Here is a 14,916-nt window from a genome sequence, read left to right as displayed (position 1 = left end):
CTCGAACGGTTTTCAAGCCTTGCTCACCGGTTTCGCCGCGCGTCTGGCGCCCGTTGCGGGCTTGCGCTTGGCGGGTTTGCGTTTGTTCTTCCACGGTGTGGCACCACGACCGGACGGGCTTGCCGGCCCGCTGATGGTCAGGTTCAGCCCGGCGCAACGGGCGACTTGCTTGCTCATCCACGCGGCCTGTTTGGTGACGAATTCTTCCAGGCTCATTTCACCGCTCTGCACCATGTCCAGCGCCTGCTCCCAGATCGCCGTGGTGCCGGGATCGGCAATGGCGCGCGGCACCGCATCGATCAGGCTGAAGGCGGCCGGGGTTGCGGCCAGGGCCTTGCCGTTCTTGATCAGGTAACCACGATCGAGCAAACCCTGGATGATCGAGGCCCGGGTCGCTTCGGTGCCGATGCCGGTGGTGTCCTTGAGTTTTTGCTTGAGCAGCGGGTCTTCCACCAGTTTGGCGACGCTCTTCATCGCCTTGATCAGATCGCCTTCGGTAAACGGCTTGGGCGGTTGCGTCCAGAGGTCCTTGAGCTTCACGTCGGCCACTGCGCAATCGCGCCCTTCGGCCAAGGCCGGCAGGGTTTGCGGTACCGGCGCCTCGCGGCCCTTGGCCGGGGCGAGGGCCTCGGGCAGGGCGCGTTTCCAGCCGGGCTCGACAATCTGCTTGCCCACGGCACGCAAGGCTTCACCGGCACAGTCGAAGTCGGCCTGGGTGCGGTCGTATTCGTGGTTGGGCAGGAATTGCGCCAGGTATCGTGCGCGAATCAGCGTGTACACCGCCCGCTGTTTGCCCACCAGCCGCTCGAGGTTCTTCGCCGCTGCGGTGGGAATGATGCCGTGGTGAGCGCTGACCTTGGCATCGTTCCAGGCCCGTGAACGCCGCTGAGGTTCCAGATAATCGTTCAAGGCATTCAGCGTCGGGTCGGCCTGCCTCAGCGCCGCCAGGATGCCAGGGGCTTCGCTGTGCTGGCTCAGCGGCAGGTAGCCACAGTCGCTGCGCGGGTAGGTGATGACCTTATGGGTTTCGTAGAGCGCCTGGGCGATATCGAGGGTTTCCTGGGCGCCGAGGCCCAGCTTTTTCGAGCAGACCTCCTGCAAAGTACCCAGGTCGAACGGCAGCGGCGCCACCTCGCGCATACGTTCGGTACGCAGCTTGATCACCCGCGCGCTCGCCGCGCTGCTCATCGCGGCCGCCGCTTTTTGCGCTAACGCCTGATTCAGGCAGCGGTCCTGATCGTCGCACGCGTCGGCGGCCGCCCGCCATTGCGCGGTGAATGCGGTGCTGTCGTGCAGCAGTTGCACGTCGATGGCCCAATAAGCGACCGGGACGAAATCGTCAATGCTGCGGTCACGATCCACCACCAGGCGCAGGGTCGGCGTCTGCACCCGGCCGACCGGCAATACCCCCTGATAACCGGATTGACGGCCCAACAGCGTGAACAGCCGACTCATGTTCATCCCGATCAGCCAGTCGGCCCGGGAGCGGCCCAATGCCGAATGATAAAGGCTGAAGGTCTCGGCCCCCGGCTTGAGCGCCGCCAGCGCCTTGCGGATTGACGCATCGTCCAGCGCCGACAGCCACAGTCGCCGGATCGGCCCGCGATACCTGCAATGTTCCACCAGCTCCCGGGCAATCATTTCGCCCTCACGGTCGGCGTCGGTGGCGATCACCAGTTCGGTGGCCTCGCCGAGCAAGCGTTTGACGGCCTTGTACTGGCTGGCAGTACGTGGCTTGACGGTCATCTTCCACTGTTCTGGAATGATCGGCAGGTCCGCCAGCACCCAGCGCTTGTAGCGGGCGTCGTAGGCATCCGGCGGCGCGGTTTCCAGCAGATGGCCGATGCACCAGGTCACCGTGACGCCCGTTCCCAGCCAACAGCCGTCGCCGCGCCGCCTGGCGCCGAGCACGGCCGCAATGTCTTTGGCCTGGGAGGGTTTTTCACAGAGGTACAGCTGCATGGCCACCGTCGTCGATCAGCGTTCGAGAGGTGTACAGAATGGCGGGTGATGAGCGCCGGGGCAATCTTTATCTGTATGGATGTACAGCAAAAGGTTGCTCGCGGTTTTGATTTGTGGATCCGGGTGCTTGCTCCCGTTCGGCTGCGAAGCAGTCGCCATGGGGTAACATGAGGTATACCTGTTACATCACGGTGACAGGTTTTGGGGTGGCATTCCCCCAAGCCACGTCGCCACGGCAAAGCATCTTCCCATGATCAGGAGAGAGTGATGAAAAGCGCCGGTCCCAGTCCTGTCATCACCATTGCAGAACAGCCAGGCTGCCTCCTGGTGAAGTTTCACGGCATTCAGGTGGCCGCGTCCTCACGAGCGCTGGTGCTGCTGGAGGCCAATTATCCTCCGGTGTACTACGTGCCCCGGGAGGACATCGACGAAAAATATTACGCCCGCACCGACCACACCAGCTATTGCCCCTACAAGGGCGACGCCAGTTATTTCAGCCTGCAGATCCCGGGGCATGAAGGCGCCAATGCCGTATGGAGTTATGAAAACCCCAAAGTGTCTGTCGATCAGATTCGCAATTACGTGGCGTTTTATCCCGATCAAGTGACGTTCGAGATTCTGAAAGACGTCGAGTGATTAATGCTTCCTGCCAGCGCGACGCTGGCAGGCCCATCACACCTTGGGAGGTGGTGAGGCTTTATGCGCAATGTGGCTATTGCCAATCACCGGCTGCACCCATGACAATGCGAGTCATTATCACTCGCGAATTATTCCATTGTCATGTCCCCCAACGATCTGTCCCTGCGCAGCGCCGTCAATGATCTGTATTGCGACCATCACGGTTGGCTCAATGGCTGGCTGCGCAAGCGCCTGGGCAACGCCTTCGATGCCGCCGACCTGGCACAGGACACCTTCGTCCGGGTGATCAAGGCGCGCAACGCGCTGGAGATCCGCGAGCCGCGACCGTACCTGTCGATGATCGCCAAGGGCTTGCTGATCGATCTGTTCCGCCGGCGTTCACTGGAGCAGTCGTATCTGGAAGCCCTGGCCGCCATGCCCGAAGCGCAGCAGCCCTCGTTGGAAGAGCAGGCAATCCTGTTGCAGGCCCTGTTGGAGATCGACCGGCTGCTGCAAGGGTTGGGGCCGAAGGTCAAGCAGACGTTCATCCTGTCTCAGTTCGAGGGCCTGACCTACCCGCAGATCGCCGAGCGCCTCGCTGTCAGTGTGCGCACGATCAACAATCACATGGCCAAGGCCATGGAGCATTGCTGCCTGATGCAGATCAAGTTGCAGCTGTCATGAACCTTTCGCCCACCGAGTTGAAGGCGATCGGCGTTGCCGCCCAGTGGTACGCCCGCTTGCAGTCCGGCATCGCGACCGATGCCGATCGCGCCGCCTGGAATGACTGGCTGCTCGCTGACGATGCGCACCGAAAGGCCTGGCAACGGATGACGGCCGTCGGGGAGCAGATGGCGACTGTGCCGGGCGCTCTGGCCGCACCTGCCTTGCGCGGGGCCGAACGATCCCGTCGTCAGGTCTTGCGCAGCGTACTGGTGCTGACGTCGGCCGGTACGCTGGGCTGGATGGGCTGGCGCAGTGAAACCTCGCAGAACCTGTTTGCCGATGTTCGCACGGCAGTGGGTGAGCGTCGTGAGTTCCGCCTGGTCGATGGCAGCTCATTGCTGCTCAACACCGACACCTCGGTCAACCTGCGCTTCACCGGCCGTCAACGGGTGCTGGAACTGCTGCGGGGCGAGATTCTGGTGACGACTGCTGCCGATCCCTCGCAGCGACCGTTCAAGGTCGTCACCCGCCATGGCGAGGTGCTGGCGTTGGGTACGCGTTTTATTGTCCGGTCCCGGGACCATACCGGCGAGGTGGCGGTACTTGAAAAGGCGGTGGAGGTTAGTTCGGCTGGCAACGCATCGAAAGTGCGTCTGCAGGCGGGGCAGTCCATTGCCTTCAATGCCGCCTCGCTGGGGGCGATACGGCGTAACGATGCGTCGACAGGCGCCTGGCAACAAGGCAGCATCATTGCCATCGACCGTCCCCTGGCCGAACTGCTGGCCGACCTGTCGCGCTATCGCACCGGGGTGCTGCGCTGTGATGCGCACATTGCCCACTTGAAGGTCTCCGGAGCATTCCCCATCGATGACACGGACCTGGCGCTGGCGGCACTGGAGAGCGGTTTTTCGCTACGCATCAGCCGATACAGCCGTTATTGGGTCAATGTATCGGGCGGCGATGGACGCTAGCGTCAGCAGGGCAAAAAAAGTTTTCAGCCATTTGCACTTTTCAGCCACATCGTTCGGCTCATCCCTCAGTGAGTTTTCATTGATGGTCTTTGGGGGAGGTTAAGCATGTCTCGGGTGTACGTGCCAGGTCGTCTGGCGATGGCAGTGAAGGTCGGGGTGTTCGCGGCGACGGCGATGGGCGGATGGCCGGTTAGCGTGATGGCGGCGCCGGCGCAACAGCAAAACGCGGTTCGATCCTTTGACATCGCCGGCGGCAGCCTGACGCAAGTCCTCGGCCAGTTCGCCAGTGCAGCGGGCGTCGCCATTTCTTTCGATGCACGCCTGACCGAAGGTTTGAAGTCACCCGGACTCAACGGCACGTTCGGTGTCAGTGAAGGGTTTTCGCGGATTCTTGGTGGTAGTGGCCTGCAAGCCGAGCCACGGGCCAACGGTACTTACGTGCTGCGGCCCGCACTGACTGCCGGGTCGGCCCTGGAGTTGGGCGCCACCAACATCAATGGCCAGATGCTGGGTGCAACGACTGAGAACAGTGGCTCGTACACTACCGGCGCGGTCACTATCGGAAAGGGCGAACATTCGCTCAAGGAAACGCCGCAATCGGTGACGGTGATGACCCGCAAGATGCTCGATGACCAGAACCTCAACACCATCGAGCAGGTCATGGAAAAGACCCCGGGCATCACCGTCTACGACTCGACCATGGGCGGCAAATATTTCTATTCGCGCGGCTTCCGGATGTCGGGCCAGTACCAGTACGACGGTGTACCGCTGGACATGGGCAACCTTTATGTCCAGGCCGACAGTTTCAGCGGTGACATGGCGTACTACGACCGGGTCGAAATCCTGCGCGGTGCCGCGGGGATGATGAAAGGCGCGGGTGGCACCGCCGGTGGCGTGAACTTCGTGCGCAAGCGCGGCCAGGCCGCGCCCCAGACCGACATCACGCTGTCCGGTGGCAGCTGGGACAACTATCGCGCGCAGGTGGACACCGGCGGCCCGCTGAATGATTCCGGCACGATTCGCGGCCGAGCCGTGGTGGCCGAACAGAGTCGGCATTACTTCGTGGATGACGCCAGTCGCAAGGATCAAGTGTATTACGGCGCTCTCGACGTCGATCTGAGCCCCGATACCACCCTCGGGCTGGGCGTCGCCTATGAAGACGTGGACGCCAGTCCTTGCTGGGGCGGCCTGCCGCGATACCGCGACAGCAGCGACTTGAAACTCGGTCGCTCGACCTGCCTCGATCCATCGTGGAACACCTGGCGCAGCCAGCGCACCACAGTGTTCAGCGATCTGAAACATCAGATCAACGACGATTGGGCATTGAAGGTCGCCAGCGTCTACACAAAAAACACCCAGGACATCAAATACGCATTCGCTTCCGGATCCGTGACGCCGGACGTGGGAACCACCGGCATGCTCGGCAGCATGTATGACTACGATCAGGTCGACTACGGTCTCGACGCCTACGTGGATGGCAAGTTCGCCGCGTTCGGCCGGCAACATGAACTGGTGGTGGGGTTCAACGCCAGTCGGGCGAAAAAGGATGACTTCTACTCGGTGGCCTTCCTGCCGCAGCGGCAGAATGTGTTCAACCCGGACAAGCATATCCCGGAGCCGGACGACAGCTACTTCATCGCCAACTCGTCCCGCGGCGGGCCGGTCAATTCCGTGACCCGACAGAAGGGCGCCTACTCGACCCTGCGGCTGAAGCTGGCGGATCCGCTGACCTTCGTCATTGGCAGCCGGGTGAGTTGGTACAGCTCCGATACCGATTCGGATTTCATCAATACCGGCACCTCGCAGCACTCCAGCACCACCGAGACCGGCCAGGTCACGCCCTTTGCCGGTCTGCTGCTGGACCTCGACGAGCACCTGACGGCCTACGCCAGTTACTCGGATATCTTTACGCCGCAAGGCAATTACCGCTCCGAAGACGGTTCGGCTCTCAAGCCGCTGGTGGGCCAGAGCTATGAACTGGGGATCAAGGGCGACTGGTTCGACGGTCGCCTGAACAGCTCGTTCAACCTGTTCCGTACCCTCCAGAAAGACCAGGCGCAGACCGACTTCAACTCATCGTGCCCGTCATCGGATGGTTACTGCTACGTCAACGCCGGCAAGGTGCGTGCCCAGGGTTTCGAAGCCGAGATCAGTGGTGAGGTCATCGAGCGCCTGCAATTACTGGCGGGCTACACCTATACCCAGACCAAAACCCTCGACGACATTGACACCAGCCTCAATGGCGCGGCGTTCAACAGCTATGTGCCCCGGCATGTGCTGCGCCTATGGGGTGACTACGCGCTGGGTGGGTCTCTTGAACGTTTCAGTGTCGGTGCCGGGGTCAATGCGCAGAGCGATAACTTCCGTGTTTCACCGGCCAGCGGCGAGAAAATCAGCCAGTCGGGGTATGCGGTCTGGAACGGTCGCATTGGCTATCGCATCGATGACACCTGGTCGGTGGCGTTGAACGGCAATAACCTGTTCGACAAGCGTTATTACACCACCATCGGTACGGAAAACTTCGGCAACTACTACGGTGATCCGCGCAACTTCATGATGTCGGTCAAGGCCAGTTTCTGATCGCCACGCATAACAGAACGCCTCGCATTGGCGTAAAGCTGTTCGTTTGAAATGTAGGAGCGAGCCTGCTCGCGATGGACTCAAGGGCGACGCGTTATTCAGGGAGTACGCGTTATCGTTGGCGTCCATCGCGAGCAGGCTCGCTCCCACATTAGCGGAGCGCATCCGCTATCAGTTGCGTCAACTCATCGCGCAGCACTGACCAGCGTGGATTCATCAATCTGACCAATTGACGTCACCCCGGTCAGGGTCATCGCCACGCGCATCTCCTTGGCGAAGATCGCCAGCATATTTTCCACCCCGCGTTGACCGTCGACAGCCAGCGCATAGGCCATCGAACGCCCCAGCATGACGCCTTTGGCGCCCAGCGCCAGCATCCGTACGACATCGAGCCCCGAGCGGATGCCGGAGTCGACCAGCACCGTCAGGTCATCGCCGATGGCCTGCATGATCGGCGGCAATGCCCGGGTGGTGGAAAGTACGCCGTCCAGTTGTCGCCCGCCATGGTTTGACACGACGATGCCATCGGCGCCAAAGCTGACCGCGTCCCTGGCATCCTGGGGATCGAGGATGCCTTTGATGATCATCGGGCCTTTCCAGAACTCGCGAATCCACTCCAGGTCGCTCCAGCTGATCGAAGGGTCGAAGTTGTTGGCGAGCCAGCCCATGTAGTCTTCGAGCGTGACCGCTTTGCCAAGGTACCTCGACACGTTCCCGAGGTCGTGGGGACGGCCCATGACGCCGACGTCGAAGGCCCAGGCGGGGCGGGTCATGGCCTGGAGTATTCGCCGCGAGGCGGCAAACGGCCCCGACATTCCCGAGTGTGCATCCCTGTAGCGGGCGCCGGGCGTGGGCATGTCCACGGTAAACACCAGGTTCTGCACCCCGGCGGCCTTGGCACGCTCCAGCGCGTTTTTCATGAACCCCCGGTCTTTCAATACATAGAGCTGAAACCAGAGGGGTTGTTGGCTTTGACCGGCGACTTCTTCGATAGAACACACCGATACCGTGGACAGGCACAACGGGATGCCTTTGTTTTGCGCGGCTTTTGCAGCCTGTACTTCACCCCGACGGGCGAACATGCCCGTCAGGCCGACCGGCGCCAGAATGATCGGCATTGCCAGCGGCTGGTCGAAGAGGGTGGTGTCAAGGCTCAGGGTTTCGACGTTTTTCAGAATGCGCTGGCGCAGGCTGATATCGGCCAGGTCGGCGCTGTTGGCCCGCAGCGTATGCTCCGCATAAGCGCCGCCATCGATGTAGTCGAATAAAAAACGCGGGAGTTTGCGGCGGGCTGCCTCGCGATAGTCGGATGCGGATGAAATGATCATGGTGCCTCGGTCTGGAGAGTGGCGGGGCGATGGTGGCGTCGAGGGATCAGATTAACGAAAACGCCCCGGTTAGCGGGGCGTTTTTTTGCACTGGCTACTTAGTTGGTGTCCAGATCCACGTTTTTGGTCTCGCGCAGGCAGATCATCCCCACCACCAGGCTCACCCCGGTAATCAGCACCGGGTACCACAGCCCGTAAAAGATGTCCCCGGTGTACACCACCAGGGCAAACGACACAGTCGGCAGGAAGCCGCCGAACCAGCCGTTGCCGATGTGGTAGGGCAGGGACATCGAGGTGTAGCGGATGCGGGTCGGGAACAGTTCGACCATCAGCGCCGCCAGCGGGCCGTAGCACATGGCGGAGATGATGATCAGCACCACCATCAGCGTCACGATCATGGTCTTGTTGACCTGTTGCGCATCGGCTCGTGACGGATACCCGGCCAATGTCACCGCGCCCCGCAGGGCCGCTTCGTCGTAACCGTCGATTTTCACATCACCGACGCTGACCTGCACGCCACTGCCGGTTGGGGCCGCGGCGCTGGTGTAGGGCAGGCCCTGTTTGACCAGGAAAGTCTTGACCTTGTCGCACGGGCTGTCGAATTTCGCCTTGCCTACCGGGTCGAACTGGAAGGTGCAGGTGGCCGGGTCGGCCAGCACGGTGATCGGTGCCTGACGGCTGGCCTGGTCGATGGCCGGGTTGGCGTAGTGGGCGATGGACTTGAAGATCGGGAAGTACAGCGCGGTGGCTAACAACAGGCCGACCATCAGGACCGGTTTGCGCCCGACCTTGTCCGACAGCCAGCCGAAAAAGATGAAGAACGGCGCGCCAATGATCACGCTGACGATCAGCAGGCTGTTGGCCAGGGCCGGGTCCATTTTCAGGAACTGGGTCAGGAAGAACAGCACGTAGAACTGCGCGGCGTAGAAGGTCACTGCTTGCCCGGCGTTGATGCTGAACAGAGCGATCAGCACGACTTTGAGGTTTTCCCATTTGCCGAAGGAATCGCGCAGCGGCGACTTGCAGAGTTTGCCTTCCTCTTTCATTTTCACGAAGGCGGGCGACTCGTGCAGGCTCATGCGAATCCAGGTCGAGATGCCCAGCAGGATGATCGAAAACAGGAACGGAATCCGCCAGCCCCAGACTTCGAACTGGTCGCCGGTGAAGTAGCGGCAGGCCAGGACCACCAGCAGTGACAGCAGCAAACCGAGGGTGGCCGTGGACTGGATCCAGCTGGTGTGAAAGCCGCGCTTGCCCATCGGCGCGTGTTCCGCGACGTAAGTCGCAGCGCCGCCGTATTCGCCGCCCAAGGCCAGGCCCTGGAGCATGCGCAGCACCACCAGAATGATCGGCGCGGCAATGCCGATGCTGGCATAGGTCGGCAGCAACCCGACGCAGAAGGTCGCCACGCCCATGAGAATGATGGTGGCGAGGAAGGTGTATTTGCGCCCGATCATGTCTCCGAGCCGGCCGAACACCAGCGCGCCGAATGGGCGCACGATGAAACCGGCGGCGAACGCCATGAGCGCAAAGATGAACGCGGTGGTGTCGTTGACCCCGGCGAAAAACTGTTTGCTGATGACCGCCGCGAGGGCGCCATAGAGGAAAAAGTCGTACCACTCGAACACCGTCCCGAGCGATGAAGCGAAGATGACTTTCTGTGTCTCGCGGCTGGTCCCCGCACTGCGTACGGCTTCCACTGGTTGAACATGTTCTGACATATCGTATCCCTCACAGTGATTGTTTTTGTTGTTCCACTGTCGGCACCGGCCTTGTGGGCTGGTGCCGCTACTGTCGATGTATCGGATGTAATCATCCTGCAGGTGTTCAGGTTGTTTGTGCCTTCCACACAACCCCTGTAGGAGCTGGCTTGCCAGCGAAGGCGGTGTGTCAGCCGATATATGTATCGGCCGATAGACCGCTTTCGCTGGCAAGCCAGCTCCTACATTGATCGCGTACGTGGTTCAGGCATTCGTGACCCGTTCCATGGGTGAGGTCAGGCTCCTTGTCGATGGGTTGAGGATCAATTGCGCGGCTTTTTCGGCAATCATCAGCGTAGGCGAGCAGGTGTTGCCCGAGGTGATGCGCGGCATGATCGAGGCGTCGGCGATGCGCAAGCCCGGGATGCCGTGAACGCGCAGCTCGGCGTCGACCACCGCATCCGCGTCACCGCCCATGCGGCAGGTGCCGACCGGATGGAAAATCGTGGTGCCGATGCGCGCGGCGGCTTCGTGCAACTCTGTTTCGCTCTGCAAGCTGTCGCCGGGCAGGTACTCGACCGGTTTGAAGGCTTGCAAGGCGGGAGCCGACACAATGCGCCGGGTCAGGCGAATCGCGTCGGCCGCGACCCGCAAATCTTCTGGATGGCTTAAATAGTTGGGCTGGATCAGCGGCGCTTCCTGCGGGTCGGCGGAGCGAATCTCCACCCGGCCACGGCTGTGCGGCCGCAGATCGCAGACCGAAGCGGTGAATGCAGGGAAAGCATGCAAAGGTTCGCCGAAGCGTTCCAGGGACAGCGGCTGCACATGGTATTCAAGATTGGCCGAGGTCTGCTCCGGCCCGGACCGGGCAAAGGCGCCGAGTTGGCTGGGCGCCATGGACAGCGGGCCGCTGCGGTCATACAGATAGCGCAGGCCCATGCCCATCTTGCCCCACAGGCTGCCGGCGATCTGGTTCAGGGTGCGGGCGTTCTGCAGTTTGTAGATCATCCGCAGTTGCAGGTGATCCTGCAGGTTGCCGCCGACCCCGGGCAGCTCATGGGCGACGCCGATGCCCAGGCGTTGCAGCAGCGGACGCGGGCCGATCCCGGAGCGCTGGAGGATGCTCGGTGAACCGACAGCGCCGGCGCACAGCACGATCTCCTTGCGCGCCTTGAAGGTTTTCGCCTGGCCTTGCCAGCGTGCACCGACTGCAGAGGCGCGACCATTCTCCAGCAGCACGCGGTCGACTTCGACACCGGTCAGCACGGTGAGATTGGGACGTTGGCGAATCGGTTTGAGAAAGGCCTTGGCCGCATTCCAGCGGATCCCGGCCTTCTGATTGACCTGGAAGTAGCCACAGCCTTCATTGTCGCCCTGGTTGAAGTCTTCGATGCTGGCAATGCCGCTTTCCTCGGCAGCGCGTTGGAAGGCATCCAGAATCGGCCACGACAGGCGTTGACGCTCGATCCGCCATTCCCCGGCTGCGCCGTGAAACTGCGAATCGCCGGCAAAGTGGTTTTCGCTTTTCTTGAACAGCGGCAACACATCGTTCCAGCTCCAGCCAGCATTGCCGTCGGCGGCCCAGCCATCGTAGTCGCCGGCCTGGCCGCGCATGTAGATCATGCCGTTGATCGAGGAGCAGCCACCGAGCACCTTGCCCCGCGGATAGCTCAGTGCCCGGCCTTGCAGGCCGGGTTGCGCTTCGGTCTTGAAGCACCAGTCGGTCCGCGGGTTGCCGATGCAGAACAGGTAACCCACCGGGATGTGAATCCACGCATAGTTGTCGCGACCGCCGGCTTCGAGCAGCAGCACCCGGTGTTGCGGGCTGGCCGACAACCGATTGGCCAGCAAACACCCGGCCGGCCCGGCACCGACCACGATGTAGTCGAATTCATCAAGGGAAGTCTGCATCCCTGACCTCGTTTGTTGTTCTTGTCGTCAGTCATCCTAGTTGTTAGCTTTCGTCAAAAGAATGTTAGTTTTTGCGCAGCCGCTGTGCGTTTTTAGACAGCGACTTCATGGCGAAGCCTCAAGGATGACTCATGTTCGACTGGAATGACCTGCGGTTTTTTCTCGAATTGCAGCGCAGCGGGCGTTTGCTCACCGCGGCCCGCCGTTTGAACACCACCCACGCCACGGTGGCCCGGCACATCGAGGCCATTGAAAAGAGCCTCGGCACCGCGCTGTTTGTCCAGCACGCCCAGGGCTATGAGCTGACCCCGGCCGGCGAAGCGCTGCTCAAACACGCCGAAGCCATGGAAAACGTCGCCTTGCTGGCCCAGGAAGAGATCACCCAATCCACGGCGCCGCTGGGCAAGATTCGCGTCGGGATCACGGAAGGCCTGGGCATCATGTTCCTCGCCAGCCGCATGAACGGCCTGTTCGAGCGTTATCCGGGACTGGAAGTGGAGCTGGTGGCGGTGCCGCGCTTCGTCAGCATCCTCAATCGCGAAGCCGAGATCAGCATCCACCTGGAACGCCCGGCCGCCGACATGCTGGTCACCCGCAAACTTACCGACTATCGCCTGGCGCTCTATGCCAGCCAGGACTACCTGGATCGCTCGCCGGCGCTGCACAATCGCGAAGATCTGGGTCGCCATGCCTGGATCGGCTATGTCGACGATCTGCTGTTCAGCCAGGAATTGATGTTCCTCAACAGTTTCTGCCGCAACCCGCGGGTGGTCTTCCACAGCACCAGCGTCATCGCCCAGCAACAGGCCGCGCGCTCGGGGTTGGGGATCGCCGTGTTGCCGTGCTACATGGCCAGCGCCGATCCCGGCCTGGTGCCGTTGTTGCCGCAAGAAAGCATCCAGCGCAGCTACTGGATCAGCACGCGGCGGGAGTTGCACAAGTCGGTGCGGCTGCGGGTGTTGTGGGATTACGTGGTGCAGCTGTGCGAGCGCGAACAAGCGTTGTTGCTGGGCCCAGATCCCCTGTAGGAGCTGGCTTGCCAGCGAAGACGTCATATCAGCCAATACATATGCCGACTGACCCCCCGCCTTCGCTGGCAAGCCAGCTCCTACAGGGGGGCACGTTTCGAAGGGTGGCTTGAGCTATTTGTCCGGGATCGACAGGGTCGCCCGTAACCCGCCTTCAGGCCGGTTGACCAGAGTGATCTGTCCTCCCAGCCGAGTGGCGATGGTGTTGACGATCGTCAGGCCCAGTCCGGCCCCTTGCGTGTTCCCGCGACTGTAGAAGCGTTCGAACAAGCGCCCGCGATCCGCTTCGTCGATGCCCGGGCCCTGGTCCTCGACGCTCAGGTTATAGAAGCCGTCGGCCTGGCTCAATTGCACCCTGATCACGCCATGAGCGGGTGAAAAGTTTGCGGCATTGCTGATCAGGTTGTTCAGGGCAATGTCGATGGCGGCGGCGTCGGCGACCACTTTGATCGGGCGCTCATTGACGTCGAAGGCCAATTCCAGGTTTTTACTCAGCAACCAGGGGGTGAGCTGAACCAGGCTGGCGCGTACGGTTTCTGTCAGGTCGATGGGGTGCAGTACGGGGGGCACGGTGTTCGGTTCCAGGCGGGCCATGGTCAGCAACTGGTTGACCAGGCGGCTGGTACGATCGACCCCCGCGATCAGAAATTCCAGGGATTCGCGGCGTTCCTGTTCAGTGCCGGCCTCCAGCAGGTTTTGTGCGTGTACCCGCAGCACGGCCAGGGGCGTGCGCATTTCATGGGCGGCGTCGGCGATGAAGCGCCGCTCGCGGCCGAGCACTTCCTGGATCTGCGCGAGCATGCGATTGAGCGCCGCCTGCATCGGTTCCAGTTCGCTGGGCAGCGGGGTCAGTTGCAAGGGTTCCAGCGACCCGCTGTGCCGCGCCCGCAGTGTCGCGGCCATGTCCGCCAGAGGCTTGAGGCCCCAGCCGATCGCCATCCAGACCATGGCTGCGAGCGTCAGGCTGCCCAGCACATTGGGCCACAGGGTATGACTTACGATCCGGTCCACCAGGTCCGAGCGTACGTCGTCTCGCTCGCCGACCCAGATCCGCAAATCATTGTGCTTGTCCTCGAGCATGAACGCGCGCCAATGGCGATCATGCAGATCCACCACGTCGCTGAAGCCGGGTTTCGTCGGCGGCGCGGAGAACGAGGGCGCGCTGGCCGTATGCACCAGCACTTCGCCCGCGCGATTCCACACCTGAAAGGCAAGCTTGCTCTCATAGGGATGGCCATCGACTCCGGGTGCCGCTTCGCTCAAGGCCTTGTTGAACGCCTGATACAACTCGGCGTGTTCCTTGCTCGCCATCGGCATGCGCATCACACCCTGCAGCAGGCGGGCATTCTGGGCCAACTGGGCATCGTAGACTTCGGCGATTTCGTGGTTGCTGTCATGCAGGTTGAGCACGCTGATCACCCCCAGGCCAGCGAGCATCAGGCCGATGATCAGGGTCAGGGTGCGACGCCGGATCGAGGTCATCGACGCTCCTCGACCAGGTAACCGACACCCCGGACGGTACGGATCAGGTCGCTGGAAAATTTCTTTCGTAGATGGTGGATGTGCACCTCCAGGGTGTTGCTTTCCGCTTCCTCGTTCCAGCCGTAGAGCAATTGCATCAGGTGATCGCGGGTCATGACCCGGCCCGGGGGCGAGAGCAGCTCATGCAACAGCTGATATTCCTTGGGCGTCAGGGCCACCGGCTCGCCCTGGTAGCTGACCTGCTGGGTGCCGGGGTTCAGGCTGATGCCGGCGTGTTCGATCAGTGCGTGGGCGCGGCCAGCGCTGCGCCGCAACAAGGCCCGTAGTCGGGCCTTGAGTTCCGCCAGGTCGAAGGGTTTGATCAGGTAATCGTCAGCCCCGGCATCCAGTCCGGCAATGCGGTCTTCGGTGGCGTCCCGGGCGGTGAGGATCAGCACCGGCAGGTTGGAACCACTGTCACGCAAGCGACGCAGCACTTCGAGCCCGTCCATGCGCGGCAGGCCAAGGTCAAGCACCGCCAGGTCAAAGGTTTCACTGAGCAGTGAATGCAAGGCGCTGCTGCCGTCCTGCAACCAGTCGACCGTGTAGCCTTCGCGGCCCAGAGCTTGATGGATGCCTTCGCCCAGGGCTATATCGTCCTCGATCAGTAATAAGCGCACACGGACTCCTG

The 14,916-nt window shown here is 61.9% G+C and carries 11 protein-coding genes; 5 read left to right on the top strand and 6 right to left on the bottom strand.

Going from position 1 to position 14,916, the window contains the following annotated elements:
• Positions 1-12: 12 nt before the first annotated feature.
• A complete protein-coding gene (locus tag J2W17_RS15030; protein ID WP_307335180.1) occupies positions 13-1,962 on the bottom strand; it encodes a DNA topoisomerase III in 1,950 nt (649 codons plus the stop codon).
• Positions 1,963-2,229: 267 nt separating this feature from the next.
• Between J2W17_RS15030 and J2W17_RS15025 the strand changes: the two genes are divergently transcribed.
• From J2W17_RS15025 to J2W17_RS15010, 4 genes are all read left to right on the top strand, one after another.
• Positions 2,230-2,598 carry a DUF427 domain-containing protein gene (locus tag J2W17_RS15025; RefSeq protein WP_307335177.1) on the top strand — a complete coding sequence of 123 codons (369 nt, stop codon included), beginning with the start codon at positions 2,230-2,232 and terminating at the stop codon, positions 2,596-2,598.
• 144 nt (positions 2,599-2,742) lie between these two features.
• On the top strand, positions 2,743-3,264 hold the full coding sequence (locus J2W17_RS15020; RefSeq protein WP_307335175.1) for a sigma-70 family RNA polymerase sigma factor: 522 nt from the start codon (positions 2,743-2,745) through the stop codon (positions 3,262-3,264).
• Positions 3,261-4,217, top strand: a complete 957-nt coding sequence (locus J2W17_RS15015) for a FecR domain-containing protein (protein ID WP_307335173.1) — start codon at positions 3,261-3,263, stop codon at positions 4,215-4,217. Before J2W17_RS15020 ends, J2W17_RS15015 begins: the two co-directional genes overlap by 4 nt.
• Positions 4,218-4,322: 105 nt before the next feature.
• The gene (locus J2W17_RS15010; protein ID WP_307335171.1) at positions 4,323-6,797 is read left to right on the top strand and encodes a TonB-dependent siderophore receptor; all 2,475 of its coding nucleotides are present in this window, start codon (positions 4,323-4,325) and stop codon (positions 6,795-6,797) included.
• A gap of 185 nt (positions 6,798-6,982) precedes the next feature.
• Here J2W17_RS15010 and lldD read toward each other — a convergent pair whose 3' ends face one another.
• From lldD to J2W17_RS14995, 3 genes are all read right to left on the bottom strand, one after another.
• Positions 6,983-8,125, bottom strand: a complete 1,143-nt coding sequence (gene lldD, locus J2W17_RS15005) for an FMN-dependent L-lactate dehydrogenase LldD (protein ID WP_307335169.1) — start codon at positions 8,123-8,125, stop codon at positions 6,983-6,985.
• Between the two features lie 98 nt (positions 8,126-8,223).
• Positions 8,224-9,846: an MFS transporter gene (locus J2W17_RS15000; protein ID WP_307335166.1), complete on the bottom strand. Its 1,623-nt coding sequence runs from the start codon at positions 9,844-9,846 to the stop codon at positions 8,224-8,226.
• Positions 9,847-10,089: 243 nt separating this feature from the next.
• Complete coding sequence (locus J2W17_RS14995; protein ID WP_307335164.1) at positions 10,090-11,736, bottom strand: GMC family oxidoreductase; 1,647 nt, start codon at positions 11,734-11,736, stop codon at positions 10,090-10,092.
• A 131-nt stretch (positions 11,737-11,867) separates the two neighbouring features.
• Here J2W17_RS14995 and J2W17_RS14990 point away from each other — a divergent pair, with 131 nt between their 5' ends.
• Positions 11,868-12,764, top strand: coding sequence for a LysR family transcriptional regulator (locus J2W17_RS14990; RefSeq protein WP_307335162.1), 897 nt, complete (start codon positions 11,868-11,870; stop codon positions 12,762-12,764).
• Positions 12,765-12,878: 114 nt separating this feature from the next.
• Here J2W17_RS14990 and J2W17_RS14985 read toward each other — a convergent pair whose 3' ends face one another.
• Positions 12,879-14,246 carry an ATP-binding protein gene (locus J2W17_RS14985; RefSeq protein WP_307335160.1) on the bottom strand — a complete coding sequence of 456 codons (1,368 nt, stop codon included), beginning with the start codon at positions 14,244-14,246 and terminating at the stop codon, positions 12,879-12,881.
• A complete protein-coding gene (locus J2W17_RS14980; protein ID WP_064677521.1) occupies positions 14,243-14,905 on the bottom strand; it encodes a response regulator in 663 nt (220 codons plus the stop codon). Before J2W17_RS14980 ends, J2W17_RS14985 begins: the two co-directional genes overlap by 4 nt.
• Positions 14,906-14,916: the final 11 nt, after the last annotated feature.

Origin of the sequence: Pseudomonas lini, assembly GCF_030812475.1 — a bacterium.
GTDB lineage: Bacteria > Pseudomonadota > Gammaproteobacteria > Pseudomonadales > Pseudomonadaceae > Aquipseudomonas > Aquipseudomonas lini_A.
The sequence above is the reverse complement of the archived record's forward strand: the minus strand, read 5'-3'. Positions and strand labels throughout refer to the sequence as shown.